The 19,466-nt window shown below is 41.5% G+C and carries 20 protein-coding genes and 1 pseudogene; 2 read left to right on the top strand and 19 right to left on the bottom strand.

Annotated features, from left to right (window positions below; all coding sequences use genetic code 11):
- Positions 1 to 304: 304 nt before the first annotated feature.
- The 5 genes from QFZ78_RS04075 to QFZ78_RS04055 all read right to left on the bottom strand — a co-directional run bounded on the left by QFZ78_RS04075 (position 305) and on the right by QFZ78_RS04055 (position 5,479).
- Positions 305 to 1,435 (bottom strand): nucleotidyltransferase domain-containing protein, encoded by a 1,131-nt coding sequence (locus QFZ78_RS04075; RefSeq protein ID WP_307545606.1) that lies wholly within the window; start codon positions 1,433 to 1,435, stop codon positions 305 to 307.
- A 485-nt stretch (positions 1,436 to 1,920) separates the two neighbouring features.
- Complete coding sequence (locus QFZ78_RS04070) at positions 1,921 to 2,250, bottom strand: hypothetical protein (RefSeq protein ID WP_307545604.1); 330 nt, start codon at positions 2,248 to 2,250, stop codon at positions 1,921 to 1,923.
- Positions 2,251 to 2,477: 227 nt separating this feature from the next.
- Entirely contained in the window at positions 2,478 to 3,962 is a 1,485-nt protein-coding gene (locus QFZ78_RS04065; protein ID WP_307545602.1) for an amidase family protein, read from the bottom strand.
- Between the two features lie 274 nt (positions 3,963 to 4,236).
- On the bottom strand, positions 4,237 to 4,599 hold the full coding sequence (locus QFZ78_RS04060; protein WP_307545600.1) for a nuclear transport factor 2 family protein: 363 nt from the start codon (positions 4,597 to 4,599) through the stop codon (positions 4,237 to 4,239).
- Positions 4,600 to 4,816: 217 nt separating this feature from the next.
- Positions 4,817 to 5,479: an HAD family hydrolase gene (locus QFZ78_RS04055; RefSeq protein ID WP_307545598.1), complete on the bottom strand. Its 663-nt coding sequence runs from the start codon at positions 5,477 to 5,479 to the stop codon at positions 4,817 to 4,819.
- Between the two features lie 204 nt (positions 5,480 to 5,683).
- Between QFZ78_RS04055 and QFZ78_RS04045 the strand changes: the two are divergent.
- Positions 5,684 to 6,960 (top strand): annotated as a pseudogene (locus QFZ78_RS04045) (IS110 family RNA-guided transposase).
- Between the two features lie 735 nt (positions 6,961 to 7,695).
- Here QFZ78_RS04045 and QFZ78_RS04040 read toward each other — a convergent pair.
- The 7 genes from QFZ78_RS04040 to QFZ78_RS04010 all read right to left on the bottom strand — a co-directional run bounded on the left by QFZ78_RS04040 (position 7,696) and on the right by QFZ78_RS04010 (position 11,715).
- On the bottom strand, positions 7,696 to 8,217 hold the full coding sequence (locus tag QFZ78_RS04040; RefSeq protein WP_307545591.1) for a CBO0543 family protein: 522 nt from the start codon (positions 8,215 to 8,217) through the stop codon (positions 7,696 to 7,698).
- A gap of 328 nt (positions 8,218 to 8,545) precedes the next feature.
- Complete coding sequence (locus tag QFZ78_RS04035) at positions 8,546 to 8,749, bottom strand: hypothetical protein (RefSeq protein WP_307545589.1); 204 nt, start codon at positions 8,747 to 8,749, stop codon at positions 8,546 to 8,548.
- Between the two features lie 93 nt (positions 8,750 to 8,842).
- Entirely contained in the window at positions 8,843 to 9,277 is a 435-nt protein-coding gene (locus tag QFZ78_RS04030; RefSeq protein ID WP_307545587.1) for a hypothetical protein, read from the bottom strand.
- Positions 9,278 to 9,491: 214 nt separating this feature from the next.
- Positions 9,492 to 9,752 (bottom strand): hypothetical protein, encoded by a 261-nt coding sequence (locus QFZ78_RS04025; RefSeq protein WP_307545585.1) that lies wholly within the window; start codon positions 9,750 to 9,752, stop codon positions 9,492 to 9,494.
- Between the two features lie 185 nt (positions 9,753 to 9,937).
- Positions 9,938 to 10,222 (bottom strand): hypothetical protein, encoded by a 285-nt coding sequence (locus tag QFZ78_RS04020; RefSeq protein ID WP_307545584.1) that lies wholly within the window; start codon positions 10,220 to 10,222, stop codon positions 9,938 to 9,940.
- A gap of 182 nt (positions 10,223 to 10,404) precedes the next feature.
- The gene (locus QFZ78_RS04015) at positions 10,405 to 10,854 is read right to left on the bottom strand and encodes an NUDIX hydrolase (protein WP_307545583.1); all 450 of its coding nucleotides are present in this window, start codon (positions 10,852 to 10,854) and stop codon (positions 10,405 to 10,407) included.
- Between the two features lie 288 nt (positions 10,855 to 11,142).
- A complete protein-coding gene (locus QFZ78_RS04010; protein WP_307443646.1) occupies positions 11,143 to 11,715 on the bottom strand; it encodes a GNAT family N-acetyltransferase in 573 nt (190 codons plus the stop codon).
- 224 nt (positions 11,716 to 11,939) lie between these two features.
- On the opposite strand from QFZ78_RS04010, the gene QFZ78_RS04005 reads away from it, so the two are divergent.
- Complete coding sequence (locus QFZ78_RS04005; RefSeq protein ID WP_307443648.1) at positions 11,940 to 12,215, top strand: hypothetical protein; 276 nt, start codon at positions 11,940 to 11,942, stop codon at positions 12,213 to 12,215.
- Between the two features lie 497 nt (positions 12,216 to 12,712).
- On the opposite strand, the gene QFZ78_RS38365 is transcribed toward QFZ78_RS04005, so the two are convergent.
- The 7 genes from QFZ78_RS38365 to QFZ78_RS03975 all read right to left on the bottom strand — a co-directional run bounded on the left by QFZ78_RS38365 (position 12,713) and on the right by QFZ78_RS03975 (position 19,315).
- Entirely contained in the window at positions 12,713 to 12,901 is a 189-nt protein-coding gene (locus QFZ78_RS38365) for a DUF3973 domain-containing protein (protein ID WP_373460017.1), read from the bottom strand.
- Between the two features lie 344 nt (positions 12,902 to 13,245).
- The gene (locus tag QFZ78_RS04000; protein ID WP_307443650.1) at positions 13,246 to 13,425 is read right to left on the bottom strand and encodes a hypothetical protein; all 180 of its coding nucleotides are present in this window, start codon (positions 13,423 to 13,425) and stop codon (positions 13,246 to 13,248) included.
- 224 nt (positions 13,426 to 13,649) lie between these two features.
- Positions 13,650 to 14,042, bottom strand: a complete 393-nt coding sequence (locus QFZ78_RS03995; RefSeq protein ID WP_307545581.1) for a hypothetical protein — start codon at positions 14,040 to 14,042, stop codon at positions 13,650 to 13,652.
- Positions 14,043 to 14,253: 211 nt separating this feature from the next.
- The gene (locus QFZ78_RS03990; RefSeq protein WP_307545579.1) at positions 14,254 to 16,032 is read right to left on the bottom strand and encodes a cache domain-containing sensor histidine kinase; all 1,779 of its coding nucleotides are present in this window, start codon (positions 16,030 to 16,032) and stop codon (positions 14,254 to 14,256) included.
- A 105-nt stretch (positions 16,033 to 16,137) separates the two neighbouring features.
- The gene (locus QFZ78_RS03985) at positions 16,138 to 16,971 is read right to left on the bottom strand and encodes a carbohydrate ABC transporter permease (RefSeq protein WP_307545578.1); all 834 of its coding nucleotides are present in this window, start codon (positions 16,969 to 16,971) and stop codon (positions 16,138 to 16,140) included.
- A 29-nt stretch (positions 16,972 to 17,000) separates the two neighbouring features.
- Positions 17,001 to 17,894, bottom strand: a complete 894-nt coding sequence (locus QFZ78_RS03980; RefSeq protein ID WP_373460095.1) for a carbohydrate ABC transporter permease — start codon at positions 17,892 to 17,894, stop codon at positions 17,001 to 17,003.
- A 44-nt stretch (positions 17,895 to 17,938) separates the two neighbouring features.
- On the bottom strand, positions 17,939 to 19,315 hold the full coding sequence (locus tag QFZ78_RS03975; protein ID WP_307545576.1) for an ABC transporter substrate-binding protein: 1,377 nt from the start codon (positions 19,313 to 19,315) through the stop codon (positions 17,939 to 17,941).
- Positions 19,316 to 19,466 lie beyond the last annotated feature (151 nt).

The following is a 19,466-nucleotide window of genomic DNA, read 5'->3' as shown; positions in this document are numbered from 1 at the left end:
AATATCATAACTGCGGTGTTTAGCGCGCATAAGTTTAACTTTTTGCAAATCAATTTTTAGGCTAACACAAACATATGAAGAGCATGCTATGTGGCATCTCCTTTTTCATTTGTTGACGGAAAGCCTGTCAATCGTGCTGTCAAATTCCTTTTTTACAGGAAAAAGAACCTGGTCAAATGACCAGGCTTTTGGTTATAACTCTCAAGGGTTTATTGAATCTGCGTATCGGTGTGCTTATCTCACAGGTGTTCCTTTTCTTTTTGGCTATGTTAATCTATATGTTCCCTTCAACTATCGTTCTCCGTTAGCTCAATGAACTAGCCGTATTTTCTCTAAGAAACACTTCAAATTGTTCTATGTCCTGGAACCGATTAATTTCGACTCCTTTAAATTTGAGGTGGCTCTCTAAAAGAGAGCTCAATAGCTCCACTCCTGCTTGTAGCTGGGATAAATTTTTTGAATCTAAGAGTGACACAAGTGCTGGCAGCCCCGCCTGCTCATATATCGACTGATATGCTGAATTAATCATCAATTCTCCAGGCCAATATCCCTTTTCCGCGAAATACAAAAAACGTGCGATTTCTTCTTGGGCGTGTACCGCATAGAAATAAGCCGTATCATAATCATTCATTTCACAAGCCGTTGCTACTTTGTCTAAGATCCCCTTTTCTTCCTCGTAAAAGCCTTTTATTCTATCCGGGAAAGAAGGAGCGTTAGATAGCTGTTCCTTTTGAGCTAATACCAACTCAAGTGTATCGGCTGTCAGGTGTTCACAAGCCTGAAGGATGTCTGCCGCTATGTAACTATGCATAATGGTGTTCATATAGGATTCCAATCGATCCGGTCTTATTGGAAGATGTACAATTTGGTCCTTATTTTTACCGAAGCCTTTGGTGAAATAGGTCTGATTTAATAGAGCAAGACTATGCAACACTTTCGTCAAAACCGCGTGGCTTTCTATTCGGTAAAATGTAAGATTTAACGAATCGCTAGCACGGCTCAACTTATATAAGTGCACATAGACATTGCGTAATTCTAATTCTGACTTCTCCACAAGTTTTCGCCTATTCCCGGATTCCTGCTGAACGGAAATCGTTTCCCGTAGCTTCATGAATCGTTCGCTATCTTCGGCTGAGCGAACATACAACAGTTTGCAATCGGCAATAATCGTGGTTTGGGATTCTTGAAACAAGGCCATTCTTTCTGCCCGTTCCCAACTAATTGGCCAAAAATCAAAGCTTATATCTCTAATAATAAATTGAATACTTGCCTGTAAGCCTTTAGGTGTTGCTGGAATAAAAAAGAAATCCAAATCGGAACGCTTATTAGCAGTTCCTTGCGCATATGAACCGTAATAAGCAACGATTGCGATGTCTTCAGAATAATTTGCCTTAATATGATTAACAAGTATATCGGCAACATCAAATACGTTCATCCCTCAATCCCCCTATACATACACCTATCTTTGTAATGGTAACATAAATTGAAAGGAACCTTAGGTAAGTTTTGGATATAGCTATTTAATCCCCGCTCTACTGCCCGTTAGCACAACGCGGCTTCCGATCCATGCCGGCAGCCGCGTATTAGTTATTTTTCTGAGCTATCGTCTCCCGTTAGTGCATAGACGCTGATGCGCTAATAGACCACATGGCTAAAGCGAAAAATACCCCGCCCCAAAACATCTCTGTACCGTAACTTTGTTTATTAAACAATTTTTTCTATTGCTTTCATAAATTAAATACAAAGAGAAAACTAAATATCGGTACAAGGTATACTGCGCTAAAAAGAAAAACCACCATAGACAGAACCACCCTTTCGCTAATTGAGCAGGAATGATACCATCATTACGTTTCCAACAGTTGGAAAGTTGCGGTTTCGATTCCCGTTAGTATAGTAAAAAATCATCAGAAAGGGGTAGTTTTATCTCAACGTCTTGTCATCCCCAACGTGTTCAATTTGCTCTAATATCCACGGTTTATCACCGTTTTTGCTATAAGAAGCCATATATGTTTTATCAACTTCAATTAAATTCCAAACCATTGGTTCTTCAACCATAATTTTTATGGCTTTTTCTTTGTTTGAATTGTTAGGGTCGTAAGCCACAATCCACGACTCTTTATAATCATCGGAATAATCCTTTTCGATTACGAGTATCTGTGACCCTGTCGATTGTTTAAGTGTAGGCGTTCCAAACGAACAACCAGCAATCAAAAATGTCATGACCATAAATAATAAAATCAATTTTTTCATAAGTTTTCTCCTCCTCATTTGTTCATACGTTTACAAATAAAGGAAGTTCCCTTGCTTAACTATTCTGCTATTTAACGTAATAAAGGCTGCCGATCATGCCGGCAACCTTGTCCTGAGTGTTCATTCAACTATAGTTACCCGTTAGCGTAATCATTATGGTTAAGTCCAATGCACTGACATGGTCAGTACGTAGTTGTTAATTCTAATGGTTTCATTGGGAAAAGTAATTATATCAATTCGCCCTGATCTGGCGGACGACGGAAAAGTGTTGCCTGCTCAAAACTATAGGCGATGCTGATTAGCGTGGGCTCACTGAAAGCCCTCCCGGAAAAGACAACACCAAATGGACCCTGCGTCGAATCGCCATCCGCATCAATTGTTCCTTTTGCTGAATAGCCGGCGGGCACCGTAATAAGGGGATACCCTAACCTGGCAGCAATGTACATGCCATCAATGTCACCGGGTAACATTAATGCATCTAAGCCGTGTTGATCGAGTGCATAGTCAATCCCTTGCGTTACAGCCGGATGGTTATATTCTTGACGTTTAAGTTGATAGGTTGCCTCGTTTAGCGCATTTTGTTCCGAGCGAATCAGATTGTCTTGGCCAAACCTCAATGCGGAAGCAACGTGTTTCTGATTATAAGCAATCAGTTCTTGAAGAGAATGCACGGGCATATCCGAGTTCAACTTCAATAAATAGCGATTCAGGCCTGTTTTGAATTCATAGCAGATAACATCATTGTTCCATGGATGCTGTTCCAAATGGAGGTCCACAGGATCGATAACTGTAGCACCTTGCTCACGCAGAACATCGATGGCGGATTCCATGATGGAAAGTCTTTCTTCATCCAATGACCGATAGTAATGTCTGGGAATCCCAACACGAGCTTTACGCAGAAAGTCTCGATCGAGATAAGTTGTGTAGTCATGAAAAGTACGATGTGGGCTAGTCCATGTTGCCTTATCGTTTTCGTCAATCCCGACGATTGCCCCGAGTAGAGTCGCTGCATCAGTGACAGTTCTGGAAATTGGTCCTGGTGTATCCTGACTTATGGAGATCGGGATAATACCGCTGCGGCTCGCAAGCCCTACAGTTGGCTTTATTCCGACGAGAAAATGTTGGCTGGCCGGCCCAATAATCGAACCTGCGGTTTCTGTTCCGATCGCTACTGCTGCCAGGTTTGCCGCTACGGCTGCAGCCGATCCTGAACTTGACCCGCTCACGAAGAGCTTGCCAGGTCCATATGGATTCATTACATATCCGCCTCTGGAACTGTATCCAGCTGGCATACGGTTGGACATAAAATTCGACCACTCGGTCATATTTGCCTTACCTAGAAGAACTGCGCCGGCAGCGCGGAGCTTTGCGGCTATGAACGAATCTTCATGAGCAAACGACTCAGCCAATGCGATTGAACCAGCGCTCGTATGCATCCGGTCGTGCGTATCGATGTTATCCTTGAGCAGGATTGGAATTCCGTGCAGCGGGCCCCTACTACCTGTTGTATTTCGCTCAAGGTCAAGATTCCTTGCGATTTCAAGCGCATCTGGATTGATCTCTAATACGGCATTAATCAAAGGATTATACCTATGAATGCGTTCGATATATGCAAGAACGAGGGCTTCGGATGTACATTCACCCAAAGTCATTGCCTTTTGCATGCTCACCAAATCGGCTTCCTGAATCCAATCTTGTAAGTTGATGCTCATATATTAAGAAACCCCCGGTACTGGTAAATTTTCGGACAACAGTAATATGGTAACATGCTGCCTTACCAAGGGGATAGGGAAAGTTTTGATTAGATAAGAAAGTATCGATTGGGCATCGCAATAGAGCTTGTATTTTCCCGAACGTCAATGTTGTAACTAAAGAAATCTGCCCGTTAGCGCAACGACGGCAGCCGATCGCTTGGCCGGCTGCCGTCATGTCGTGATTGAACTAACGTTCACCGTCCAACAATTTTGTGTTGAGCATAGTATTGTATCACGTTACCGAACAACAATGACCTGAGACGATTTGCCATGTCCCAGTACGATTCTGCCAAACACGAGTGTACCAAAACTCACCTTCAAATGGAGTCCCGAAAATACCGCTTAGATTGACTCTTGTAATGGTTACGGCTACCCTATCCAGAAGTCTAATTCTTTGATCCAAAATATCAATTCCAGTCATTTTCAAGTTTCCTGAACGATGTGCTTCAATATCCATTTCTTTTGATAAAACTTGTCCTAAATGATTTACAAAGATAAGGTCGTCAGCAATCAGTTCATCTAAAAGTTCCACATCACTGGATAGCATTGCTGTCCGAAGTCGTTCTTCATAAGCAATGATAAAGGTTTCATCCACAAAAATACCTCCTTTTGGTGTCTTCTCTCCAACTTATGTACTGCTCTAAATATTTTACGTTAGTTTTGTACTTGTACCTATATAAATCAACATACCATAAATTTGGTTATTTTTGGAACGTAAGATTAACCATTACTGCCCGTTTAGTTAGCGGAATAGGCCACCGAATTTATCTCCGGCAGCCTGCTAGATCTTGTTATGAAGCTATCGTTCGCCGTTAGTTGAATTGTTCAATTAGTGATTTTAAACTCATTTGTTTCATTGATATCAATCTTAAATCTATGTCTACATCATCGAATTTTAATTCTTTCGTAATATCGTTGGGAATTACAATACAGTGCATCCCAGCTTGCTTTGCAGCTCGAGCACCATTTGGAGAATCCTCGAAAGCAATTGCCTCTTTAGGCTCGATACCAAAGTAATTTAAAACCTGAAGGTACAGTTCTGGATCAGGTTTTACTTTTTTAACATCATCACGAACACGAATACAATCAAAGTATTCAACTACATTTAAACTCTTTAAATGTTCGGTAACCCAATCCTTGGTCGAGCTTGAAGCTAACCCTATTTTTAATCCTAAATCCTTAGCAACTTTCAAATATTCCTCTACTCCAGGTCTTATTTTTTCTTTAATTATCAAGTTCCCATACTTCTCTCTTCTCAAAGAGCGAATTTCCTCTCGGTTCAATGGTTTACCAACACATTCATCAAGATAATCATAAGGATTAAATCTACTGCTATCTGTTCCTACCCATTGGCCCCACATCTCAATTTTCAATTCTAATCCATGCTCCTCATATATCTCTTGAAATGCTCTAAACTCAGGGGTTTCTGTATCAAAAATAAGGCCATCAAAATCAAATATTATTGCCTTAATCATAACTACTAATCTCCCTCTTAACCTCGAACTAATTGCGATAGTAATACCAATTCTCTATGATTTTCCATATTCCTTTTTACATTATCCTGCCCGTTAACATTCCTGTAGGTGTTAGTAGATTGAACTTGCAGAAAAAAGGACGCCTCGCTAGGATGAGTATGAACTGGGTTGCAGCCCTCAGAACTCACCTTAGGAGGCGTTATCATGAAGTCTAATCCAATTAAGTCTCAAAATCAACGCGTAGAACGAATCTCCACTACCACTCTGGTCATAGGCATCGACATTGCCAAGGAGAAGCACGCCGCACAAGCCATTAATTTTCGAGGTATTGTCCTCACTAAGCGGCCTATTCTATTTTCGAATGACCTAGCTGGCTTTGAGCATTTAGAACACAGTATTCGGAAATACAGAAGATGCACGGCATGAATGACCTCGTTGTAGGAATGGAGAGCACCGGTCACTACTGGTTCAATATTGCCAACTGGTTGGTGGGTCAAGGAATTGATGTGGCTCTTGTCAATCCAATGACAACCAAACGCAATAAGGAAAACAGAGATAACTCACCTTCCAAGAACGACCCAAAAGATGCTCTGGTCATCGCCGATGCGGTGAGTCGTGGGTTCTACACGCCCTTCTCTCCAAAGGATGAAGCATTCCGCCGCTTACGGGTTATGGTTACAAACAGAGAGCACTGGGTTGTTAAATCAGGACGGATTAAGAATAGAATCCACCGCTGGCTCGATATCCGGTTTCCAGAATACAGACAAGCATTTGATGATATTTTTAGCGATCGTTCCTTGGCCACTTTGCGCCGGTTCCCAGCCCCTTCTGACCTATTGCAGCTAACTCCGGAGCAAATGGTACAGATCTGGGGTGAGTATATGGCCAGACCTGACGGGGTGCGAGGTAAGAACAAGGCGATGGAACTTCAATCACTCGCTAGACATAGCGTGGGAGACACTACTGCCCTTGAAGAAGACAAATGGGAGCTGAGGCACCTCATCGAAGAGTATGAAAGAATCTGCCGAATCATTGATGAAGCGGACGAGATGATTGAAAAGGTACTGCCTGAAATTCCTTGTTCAGATCTCGTTCGATCAGTCGGTGCTTCCGTTCCTGCAACGGCTGCCATATTGGCATTTGGCGGGGATTTACGTAAGCTGTCTCGCGGAAATCAATTATTGCGCAAGGCAGGATTGAACTTAGCAGAACGAAGTTCAGGCAAGTATAAGGGGCAAATCAAGCTCACCAAACGAGGCAACTCACTACTGCGCAAGCATCTCTACTTCACTGTGTTTCACCTGTTATCTTTCAATGAAGCGTTCCAAGCCTTGCATGCGCATAATACCGAAGTGAAACGAATGACGAAAATGCAGTCCATGATGAAGCTGATTGGGAAACTAGCCCGTATGCTTGTAGCCATGGCAAGAGAAGGACAATCATTCTCCATGGATAAGGCCCAGCTACCATTAGCAGCATAAAAAGCGAATCGTAACCCTGACACGTAGATTGGCTCATTCGCAGGATCTAACAAAGAAAGCACCGAGTACCGAGATTTTTCAGCTTTAGGGCATAGACCCGTTCCGTTAACGTTGATCGGACTCCACACCTTGGGAAGATAGGACGAAGGAATGTGAGGGCATAGACCCGTCGAGATTTGGGAGAGTGAATCCCCAAGGACCTTGTGGAGAGAAGCGTGCAGTATAACTTTTTCATGGAAGATGTTGTAAAAATAATCAGCACCTTCTGTTCCCGCATGCTCTCTAACGGAACTGCCTGCCACACACTACCCAAACACCTGAACTCCTATTTAACATGCATATTGAAATCCTGCGAATGAGCGAGAATTCGTGAGAAAAACCTTATTCTCTGAGGGAGCTTAGTGACAATCGTTAATTGTAGCGGAGGAAAAACAACACGACTCCATAACCATAAGGGTAGTGTATTAAGGGTTCAGTTTTGAGGTGGAAAGTTATTAAATGTCACCTAATTTGACAAAGGAATTGGATATCAAATAGAAAAAAAGCCTAGTCATTAGACCAGGACATCCTTCGCATAAATCACAACCTGCATTTCCTACAGGTAATTACCTCATTTCACCCCGATTCCAAGCCATATCGCTCAAATGACCTGCATGTTGTGCAGAACAACTGCCTTCTGCCATCAATTCCTTAAAAATGACATGCACTTTTTGCATCTAGATCAGCTATAGGGCGCTACGATCCCCTAAGCTCAATTGGCACATTCACCGGAACCTTGAACAGCACCACCCAGAAGACCGTAAGCACAGCTGAAGCTAAATACGCCAGCAGGGGCTTCACCGAGAAAAGTCTCAACATAGGAAACATCGTGCAGTCAAATAACAAGGACCACCAAAACCCCCAGCCATATTGATACTGAATTCGCCCGAACATATGCAAAACGTATTCTGTACCGCCGTAAATGAGTACCCATTGGATATAGTGAAAGACGACCTTCATCCGACCCTCTGGATAGTTCGTTAGGAATAGCAGCGCTGTAGCCGGGAAAACAATAAAGGTATAGATCATTTCGGTTATACTATGACTAAGGGAAAAGTCAGGCATTAACTGCCATAACAGATGGTTGGCACAGAGATAGTGGTACAGTAAGTTCCCCAGCGCAAAGTACATCATGGTCGAATGATACTTCTTCCAGTTCCGCCAATCCCCCCACCGATAAGCTGCCCCAATGATGATGAAACCTATTACAAAGTGCATAGAAGTTCCCCTTGTCATATCAAATTTACACAAAGGTCATTATTACCATAATTTACCTATCTATGCACACAATAGAAAAGAGAGCTACTTGCCAGCCCTCTCATCCTAAACTGTCTTGCTGTTCGTTGAAAATAAAGTTTTAGACTGGAGTTGCTGATCCCACGCGGGTTTTAGAATTACAAAATCGGCAGCCTTCGTAAAATAAGTTTTAGACTGACCCCAATAAAAGAAACAGCGGCAGCCTTGGACGAGAAAATAAAGTCCTAGACTACCACTGTTTTATTGAGCTATCGTTCTTCGTTAGTTGAACGACTTGAGCATTCTTGATTCATGGTGTTCGCTTGAATAAACGGTAATATAAATAAACGATAATGAAATAAATTGGGAATAAAATTAGCCCAGCAAAAGCAGAAAACAAAACAAATTCAACCTTTTTACTTTCATTATCTGAATCAAATTTATTAAATCCGTAAGCAACCAAGAAAAACCAGAATACTGTTAGTAAATATCCAACTTTATAAGGCAGTTTCATTTTTCACTTCCTTTAGAAATAAACAGGAGTATCAAAGGACATCGGCTGCCGATTGTGTGACAGTTGCCGTCGTTAGTTCAATGAACCCTTTGTTTAAGTACCATGTCCAGTATGAAACATATTCTCACCTTTCATTTCATCAATATATCCTTTAATTTCCACATAAGGTTGATCTAAATCCAAATTACTATTGCCTTCATACCCTTTTTTTAGAGCAAAAACATTAACTATTAATTCCTCATTGTCCTTTATGTTTAGCTTGTTTCCAGTTGCTTCAATTTTAAATGTATTTCCTAATATTCCATTATCCTGAGTCTTTAAAGGGAAACTCAAATATATGTTATTTTGTTTAATTACGTGTCCTGATTCATTTGTTAGCTTTATGGAATAACTAACGCCTTCTGGCTGATTTGTTTTATTAACTATTTCTAATTTAATATTATCTAACTGAGCAACAGATATTTCATCATTTTGACAACCTGAAAGCACCAATATAATGAGTAAAGATAAGAGTTTACTTTTTATCATTTTTCCATTCCCTTCCAATTATAAATTTAGAACCGAGGTAACTTCCATTATTATACATATATAGACGTACAGAACCAATAAAGTTACGTATATAATTTTGAACTATTGCGTAAAAATGCCCGTTATTTCAACGGAAAACGGCAGCCGATTGCCGGCTGCCGCGGTGTCTCTATTCAGCTATCGTTCACCATTAGCTCAATGCTGGTCTACATCCTCATTTCTGAGATATCTTTGAATCCATATAATCCAATGCTTCATTTAGACTGTTAAATGATTCATCGTGACCACTGAAGTCTAAGCCCTCTGATTCCTTCCATTTTGATATTCCTACCCCATCTTTTGGGGTTACTTGTAATATAAATGAATTGTACCCATCATTCATATTTATCCAGATTGCCACTCCAGATTGGCTTAAGTATATATTCCAGAGGGGGTATCTTCTTTTGACTAAATCTCTGATTTCATTAATATTCATAAATTCAATGTCTCCCCACAATTTCTTTCCTTGAGCTTAACATTTTCCCACTTTAAGGAAAATGATTTATTTGAATTAATCTGCCCGTTAACGTAACGAAGCTGCCGATCGTGCCGGCAGCTTCGTCCATTGATGTTTATTCAACTATAGTTTCCGTTAGTTCAACGAAATAAAAACACCCACCTTTACATGTCCACAAAACTCCCCGTTAACCCCACCAATATTGCTCCTAAAATAAAAGCAGCAATATGTATTAAAATCTTGTATCGTAATTTAGTTGTTTTTAAAGAAGAATATAATTTAAACGTAAAATATAGTAAGACACCATTTATTAATGTCTCAATTAGTGCTGGAATATATCTATTATTAAAAAAGGACGAATCATATATAAATTCTCTAAACAGAATATCAACTGAAATACCGAGAAATGAAAGTAAAACTTGATAAACAAAAAACTTAAGGTTGTTCATCTAAATCAAACTCTCCTTCAAAATTATTAAAAACTTATTCTCTGATTACACCTGATATTTGAAGTTTTTTACCCTAAAGAGTACCCAATAATTGATTAAACTATTCTCTGAGGGAGCGGAATAGGCCACCGAATTCATCACCGGTAGCCTGCTAGATCTTGTTATTAAGCTATCGTTTTTCGTTAGCTTAACGAGTTGTATGTTCGTAAGGTTTGTTTGCCTTGAAAATCATAAGGAATTACATCTGATTCAATCAGTTTCTTTAATCCACATTTATAGTAAGGCATTTTATGATTAGCCTCATCAAGATCTACCCACATTACTTCAGCTATTTCATGAGGTCGTGTAATCATAATATCTGTTTTTACTGTCTTTGCTTTAAATGTTACAAATACTACGTGTTCATTTTTTTCTTCAAAAAAGCATTCGTTTACTGCACAAATACCCAATAATTCAACTTCAAAACCTGTTTCTTCTTTGGTTTCCCTAACAGCTGCTGAAGACCACGATTCTTCAATCTCTACAGATCCACCTGGTAACGACCAACTCGAAGTATGTATATTTCTAACAATTAAAACTTTATCTTTCTCTTCATTTGTAATCAAAGCATAGGCAACATCAACTCGGTACAAGGCTCTACCCCTTTCTTGACCTATTTCAATCTAATTCTAAAATACTAAAGCGTTGGAGTAAACTCCCATTAATTCAACAAACAAAGGAGAAGCCTCTTTGAATGAGCTTCTCCACTATCTTTCTGCGTTAGTTAAGTCCAATGATTATGTGCTTATAATGTGGAGGCAACTCATAATCCTTAATATGTTTGTAATCTACAACAGACATATTCCTGCCCTTTAGTTCAACGAACAACGGCATATCAGTGCCGGCTGCCGTCGTGTTGTGATTGAGCTATAGTTTCTCCGTTAGTTGATCTTTGAGAGATGCTCAACATATTCATCCTTGGTTAGCCCAAACAAAATGGAATCAAAATATCGTCCATTAGTATAGAATACCTGGCGACGAACCCCCTCTTGAACGCATCCGACCTTTCTCATCATTGCAGTGGATGCTTCGTTTCCTTCAAGTACGTAATCATTGAACTTATTTAGTCTACGTTCAAAGAAAGCGTACTTTAAAAGTATGTTTACTGCCCTTGTGCCGTAACCCTTGCCGCGGTGGTCTCTGTCAATTTGAATACCGATGCTAAACGTTCCGTTTTTTTCGTCGATGCTGTTTAGGTTGATCCCGCCGACATTTTCACCGTTCAAGTTTTCGATAGTAAACATAAGACGATTCGATGAGAAGTCAGAAAATGATTCTGCAAATGATTTTGCCTCTGTAACTGTAGGAGGCAATTCAACCGCACACTCTAAAAGGCGCCGTGCAGGAGTATCAAAACGGTTGATATAGTGATTCTCCCAATCTTCTGGTTGTATTGCACGCAATCTTATTGCTTCATCCTGCCAGAAATAATTGCTGTAATCTATATCTCGCATATGTGCCTCCAATAATTTTATGTGTTCAGACAATTTTAACCCTCAAATCAAACACGTAGGTAGTATTTTTTCGTTATAAGTATTCTGCCCTCTTGAATCTCCTTTTTTTGCTCAAAAAGAGCCTATTTCTAGGCTCCGTTCATGCAAGAATTACATTTAATTACTGACTTCAAAACTACATAATGGTATAATTTTCCTATTAATTATAGGGAGATGATGATATTATGCCAGATGACATCCAGCTCTATATTCCAGTCAAAAAAGAATCTGTTGAAAAATCCTTTAATACACTCGACGACTTAACAGAAGACGACACCAATGAAGAACTTGTTCCCTTTACTCAAGAAATCGTTGAAAAAATCGCAGCCAAGTTTACCAACTTTGAATTAAACAATCTTCAAGTATCTGTAAGTGCAAAAATAGGATCAGGCAACGCATTAAAATGGGTTGTGAGTCTAGAAGGCACTGGTGGACTTGTTCTTAACTTTAAGAAATTGTAGAGTTACCTACCTTCGGGTAGTTTTTTTGTATTACTTACCAGTGTGAATCCAATAGGGCCTATCCATCCTTTCGAGAATACATTGCGTCATCCCCATCAATAGGTCAAAGGACTCCACAATGGATCTACAAGAGTAGTAAATCTTACTCTTGAACTAATTACAAGAAAATCGATAATGAGGGTTTGCTAAGATTGGCAAAATCTTAAAGGTTTAGTCCATTTTCATCCAAAAGTTTTCCAAAGAGCAAGCCCTTCACCTTTCAGGCATGGAAGCAAAACCGGTTTGCATTCCCCTTTTGTGAAGCAAAAGTGGTTGCAAACAAAATAAAGCCCTGAGTACCAAGGGCTTTATTGTAACCTATTTATGTTCACCGTACAGTACGGTGAAGTGTTTTATATATTGTTACACACAAGCCATGTGCTCTCTTAAAATAGTTTGAAGTTCTAGTTATTTTCTTCAAACGTCTGTGGATCAGCTGACTATTAACTTATTTATTATCAAATAGCAATATTGGTATCTATTTCTATTTTAGCTTCTTCAACAACTATGATGGCTGTTTGCTTTGATGAACAGCAGTATCCTAATGGAATTTTCTTACCTCCGAAGAACATAAAACCAGTTTTGAAAACTTCCCCATTACAGTCCGACAATTTATGAGTTTCTTCACAGGATATACAATAGTACAAAAGGAATCACCCTAATCTATTGTTTATATTACTATCATTATATCAGAATAATCAGACTATTACATTAATTTAATGTTAAGTTTTCTTACATTGGTTAGTTATTCGATTCCAAAATAATGATACAAAAAATATAAGGTAACATCTTTTGTTATAATTGCGTTTAGTTTGGTTCGTGAACGTACACCTATGCTTCAAGTTCCTCGATCCGCTTCCTTGGCGCAAAGGTATCCTCAATTTTACATATTCATTGATAAATTGCATAAATTCTTCACCCCGAATTTACTTTTCTTGTTATTATTACCACTCAAAGAAAATGTGAAATAAGTGCAGTTTAACAAGGTACCTCATCTTATTACTTTGTGTTTGTTCTCTTCTATATACGACATTGGAACTTCCATTAAGTCACCTTCATCTTCCTCATTGCCTGTAGATAAGACCTCAAAAACAATTGATTTATCTTTGATTTCAACTACTTTTACTCTAATGCTTTCGAATGTTAATGATTCTCCTACTTTGAAATCCATCTTTTTTTACTTTCTCCTTCTGATACATGAACTACTTCAAGTTTTGTCCTATTTTCGAGAATATAAAACCACTTTATTGAACTATGCTGCCCGTTAGCGGAGCGAACAGACTAAAAATATAAATCATTAACAACTGCTCCCAATGAACCCGTGATTATGCGCATATGTTTGTGTCGTGGCTTCGCGACACAAACATATGCGCTTTCAAATAAAAAATCCCCAATTTATGGGGATCTCAAAGCACCTATGTTTATGTCGCCGGACAGTATGTAAGCGCACACATCCTTAATGTACGTAGAGCTGTTTCGAATGGCATTGAGCCGCTGCTGGAGTTTTAGAATGCTTTGCATTTTCTCGATATCATTCAATGAATCAGGAATAGCTCCGAGCGCGTTTAAATTGTCGTCGCTTAAGACATCGTACTGCAACGTTTGAATTCGTCTGAACTCCTCCTCCAACCCGCTAAAATATTGGGATACTTGCAAGATCATGGATTTGGATATTTCGTCTTGTAACGTACGGATCCCCCAATTGTAAATGATCATGCTGAGGATATAGAGCGGTAGAAGAATGCAAATAAACGAGAGAATCAGTCTTCTTAGCGTATTTTTTTCCACGGATGTCTCGTTAGATTCATAGTAGTCCCCCTTGACATTTTATTACCGATTCCTGCAATCCTATCGATTCCAAAATAAATTGAGGCTATTATAAACTTATGTATTGAAATTTTACTAGTGATAAAAAAAATAAGCTAGAAACCCTTATTTACTAAGGATTCCCGGCTTTATAGTTGGGGATGGATTAAATCTACATAGATGAAGACGCCGTTCAAATTTCATCCAAATTTCCTCCGATGCGAGGAATCATAAGCGTAATTCTTGTAAACGCCCCGATCTCGCTCTCCACTTTCACTGTAGCCTCACTACCATAATGAAGTTCCAATCTTCGCTGAATATTAAAGAGCGCATAGCCCGACGAATTTGCACTTTGCTCCCGTTGGACACCCGATGCACCGACAACCATCCCCTCGCCGTTATCCTCAACGGTCAGAATTAAATAACGTTCGGATTGCTTGATCGCAATTTTGATCTCTCCGCCTACATGGCGATTTTTAAATCCATGTAATATCGCATTTTCAACCAATGGCTGAATAATGATTTTTACAATCGGTTGCTGAACGTCGATGCCCTCATCGAGCTCAATAAAATAATCGAATAAGTTCTCATAGCACTCCTGCTGGATCAGTAAATAGTGCTCCATATGCTGCAGCTCGTTCTTTAACGTCGTAAGTTCCCCCCCTTTATTCAGTCCGAGTTGAAATAACTTAGACAAGTCCAGCACCATTTTTTGAACAGCCTCAGATTGCTCAAGCTGACTTTTCCAATAAATCGTATTTAATGTGTTGTATAAAAAATGAGGAGCGATTTGCGCCTGCAGGGCTTTCATTTCAGAAATATGCTTCTCTTTTTCGGCAACGGAAACCTCCTGAAACAAGCGGTTGATTTCATCCAGCATCCGATTGAAGCGAAAGCCGACCTGTGTAATTTCATCCACATAATCACTTTGAAACCGGACGCTCCAATCATTATTTTCCACCTTTAGCATGACATGCTGCAAATTCAAAAGAGGCTTCATTAGGAACCTGGTCATGAACCTTGCAAAAATAAATCCGATCAGCAGGCAGGAGATAATAATCGTCATGATCGTCCATTTCAGGCTTTCCAGTTGTTCGAAAAGCTGCGATTTTGGGAGAATACTGAAGAGTGTCCAATCGCCGGCAACTTTAAGCTTAGTAAAATTAATCATGTAGTGTTGACGATTCGCTTCATACTCAAAAAAGCCGTCCTGTTGCTGAAGCGCCTGAATAAAATGGGGGTCCGCTTTTAATTTCTGCGAAAAATTGGCATCCGCATCCGACTGAAATACATCCAAGCCTTGCTGATTCACCAACATATAGCTGCCGTCACGCCAATTTAAATTGGTATAGACGAACCTCTTCAATTCATCTTCCTTGATGTTCGCTACCACGAAAACCTCGCGAGACACATCATTCAAAATACCTTCTGTCACAAAGGTGATAAATCGTTTGCCACCTTCAAAAATGGCGTCCTCATGCCCTTCGACCCAAACCTCTCGATGTTTCCCCTTTTGTGCCATGATGCGCTGATACAGGTCAGACTGATAGAACGAGTACTTCGGCTTCAAGGCCTGCGTAATTTGATAATAATTGCCGTTCGGAGTCGCTACCAGCGCGGATACGATCATAGGCTCGATTGTTCGCAGTTGAACATAGACGTCCTGCATGCTCGATAAATACGTATAATAATTGGCATCCTGTATTGAATTGGCGTTAAACCCCACCGCTTTCTGGTAATCGGGATTCATGATCATGGAAAAAATGGAGGTGCGAACCTTCCCCAACTTCTCATCCAGTGCTTGAGACGTCTTATTCAAGGTATCCTGGCTCAGCTTATAGGCGTTGCTCTCGGAGATATTCGCCGCGATACGATAAGACAGCAAACCCGTAGCGGCTACCACTACGGTGACGACAAAAATGAATCCGATCCAAACTCTTTGCTGAAACGATATGCGATAAATGAGCTTCATTTTTGCCCCCGGTTCCTTCTATGTCTTATGATCATTGTAACGAATTTCACCCTCGAATAGTAGACTCCTCGCTTTCTTCACATCCCTGGTAAATCTGGCCAACTCTTAGCCCTTTAGTCCGCCAACGTTCATTTGCATGAAAGTTTTATTCGCCAGCACATAAATAATCAGCATGGGAATCATGGAAATACAGGCGCCGGCCAGCATGAGGTGGCTCTGCATCGCTCCCGCAATGCCGTAGCGCAGGTTCACAAGTCCGACCGTTAACGGCTGCAGCTTCGGTTGCGACATGGTAAAGACCAGCGGAACGAGATACGAATTCCACCCACTGCGGAAGGAGAATAAGCCGACAATGCCGATTGCTGGAAGTGTTAGCGGGAGAATGATTTTCCGATAAATATGGGCAAAGCTCGCCCCATCGATCATCGCCGCTTCATCCAGATCTTTTGAAATGCTTTTTATAAAGGCATACATGATAAAGAAGGAGCTTCCGCCCGCACCGGTCATCATGATGATCATCCCGATAATAGATTTGTGCAAATGAAGGGAGACCATAAGCTCGAACTGCGGTTTAAGCGTCAAAGCTCCCAGGGAGATGAACATCATGGAGGTGTAAATACCGAGCATCAGCTTCTTGCCAGGAAATTCTTTACGGGCAAACGCATAAGCAGCAAGCGAAACGACGATAAGCGTGGTGACGGTCCCCCCTAAGCTGTAAATCAAGCTATTCACAACGTAGGATGAAAACTTAGCCTGCACCCAAGTCGTCGCATAGTTGTCAAACTGCCAGCTCGCAGGCAGGATCGACGTTCCGGCATTCAGCTCGTGGTTGCTTTTCAATGAGCCTAGAATGGCCATAACGACCGGGAATAGGATCAACACAGCGATGATGAGCAAGAACAGCCACATCGCAGTTTTGGATATCAAACGAGAAATCATCCGGATCAACTCCGTTCTGTCACGATTAGTTAGTAAATATTGTTAATTTTCCTGGATACCCAGAGATAGAGTCCTGTAATGGCGCCAACGACGAGAGCCAGAATAAAGGCAACTGCCGAGCCATACCCAATTTCCTGCGTCATCGATTCACCCGTTGATACAGGGAACAGCAGCTTAAACAAATATAAGTACATGACTTCCGTCTTCCCCGCAGGTCCGCCGCCAGTCAGCACCATGATCGACTCGTAGCTTTCCAAAGCGCTGATAATAGCAATCATCATAATGATATTTAGCACAGGGCCGAGCATGGGAATCGTAATATAAACCAGCTTCTGCAAGCCATTCGCGCCATCGATTGCTGCGCTCTCATAGACATCCTTGGGAATCCCCTGCAAACCAGCGATAAATAACAGCATGTAATTCCCGAGCCCGCCCCAGAAGGCAATAAGGATGGTCGTGAGCAACGCATGCTCTGTCCCCAACCACTCAACGGATGGCAGTCCGACCGATTTTAAGATCTGATTTAAGAGCCCGTTATACGTATTGAAAATGATATAAAACACCGTCGACATGACGGCTGTACTTAAAATCGTCGGCATGAAGTAGATGCCCCGTAGGAAATTTCGTCCTTGAAGCTTCCCATTCAAGATGACGGCCAGCAGCAGCGCCACCGGAAGCGTAATCAGCACTTTGCCCGCTCCATAGATGAGCGTATTCTTAACGGCGTGCCACAGCTGTTCATCATGCATCAGCCTTTGGAAATTCTCGATCCCGATAAACTTCGCCGCACCATATCCTTTATAGTCGTAAAACATATACCGTAATGCCCACAGGATCGGATAAATGCCGAGTGCGGCCATTAAGGTCGCACTCGGTAAAATAAACGTATAGGCCTCTGTGTAGCTTCTCCATCTTCTTGTCACAGAAAGTCGCCTCCACCAGCAGCATGCTTCGCCGCTTCGCTTACTTATTTGCCTTGCAAGGAACGCGGGTCAAAATTCGGATTCGCTTGCACTGCTTTAATCGAACCGTCTTTTACCCCTTTGTCATAAGCCTCGTTGTAGCGTTGGTTCAGACCTTTAATGAACTGATCAAGATCGCCGCCGACAAGAATGTAGGCGTTAAAATCTTCCGCCCACGTTTTGCCCTGCGGCTTCACACCTCTTGGCGGGAGCGGCCATGCTGCATCATATTTCGTCGGAAGAAAATTTTGGATTCCCGGGATCGACGGCACCTTGGCGCCTTCAAGCACATGTTTGTTCGTTGCCAATCCGAAGCCGTTCTCATGGTATCCGCGCATAATGTCATCCCCGTACATGTACTGAATGAACTTCCAAGCTTCCGCTTTATGTTTGGATTTGCTGCTTATCGACAACCAGGTTCCGCCATTGAAGTTAATAACGCCCTTCGGATCTCCGCCGCCGATGGTCGGAATTTGTACCGCATCCCATTTGATTTTCGGAGGGAATTGGTTTTTGTATACGCCAGGCTCCACGGAGTAGGACATGTACATGCCGATTTTACCTTCCGCGAATTGTGCACGCATCGGGTCCATATCGAGCGCTTCGGCGCCTGGCAGTGTGCTGCCATCCGCTTTCATTTGACGCAGCGCTTCAACTGCAGGCTTCCAGCCGGTGAAATCGTACTTACCGGTTTTAAAATCAAAGCCGCTCGAGTGCATGCCGTTCAGCTCAACCATTTGCTGCAGAGAACGCGTAAGTGAGCTGGACGGATTTTTGTAAGGAAGCGCCCAGCCGTAGATGCCGTCCTTCTTGCCGATCTCTGTAATTTTTTTCGCTGCGGCCACCATTTCATCTAACGTTTTCGGCGGCTGCAAGCCGGCTTTTTCAAACATATCTACGTTATAGACAAGTCGTACTGTCGATCCCACATTTGGAAGCGACACGATATTTCCGTCGAATTGGTTGACGCCTTCGTTGATCGTAAATTTCTTTTTCATATCGTCTGTCAAATACTTATTGAGCGGCTCGAAATAGCCTTTGGTGTAGTTGTCCAGTGCGCCGTTCGGCACAAACACGTCCGGTGCTTGATCGCTGGCAAAAGCCAAATCCACGGATTGCGGATAGTTCTCCGCCATCATGGTCATTTCCACTTCAATGCTGTCTTTGTTCGCTTGATTGAACGCCTCGATTTTGGATTTAATGTAATCCGCATCGTGACGTTGATATGTCCAGTACGTCAATTTTACTTTTTCTTTCTTGGCGGCTGCCGTTGCCGAGGAAGTGTTCGTGGCTCCCTGATCGGAACTGGTACCGCATCCTGCTGTTAATCCCGTAATGATAGCGGCGCTCATCAGAACGGTCAGCGACTTTTTCATGTTCATAAGTGATCCTCCCTTTGTCTCTTGCGATCTTGTTTACACTCTCATCTTAACGGGTTTTCCCAGGCAACACAGTGTGGAGAAACTACTGTGAAGGGCGAATATCCACTTTTATTCGGAAAGAGCTGATATCGGTTTTCCCGGTATCAGCTCT

The sequence above is a fragment of the Paenibacillus sp. V4I5 genome, from assembly GCF_030817255.1.
Taxonomy (GTDB): Bacteria; Bacillota; Bacilli; order Paenibacillales; family NBRC-103111; genus Paenibacillus_E.
This window is presented reverse-complemented; position numbering and strand designations above follow the sequence as displayed.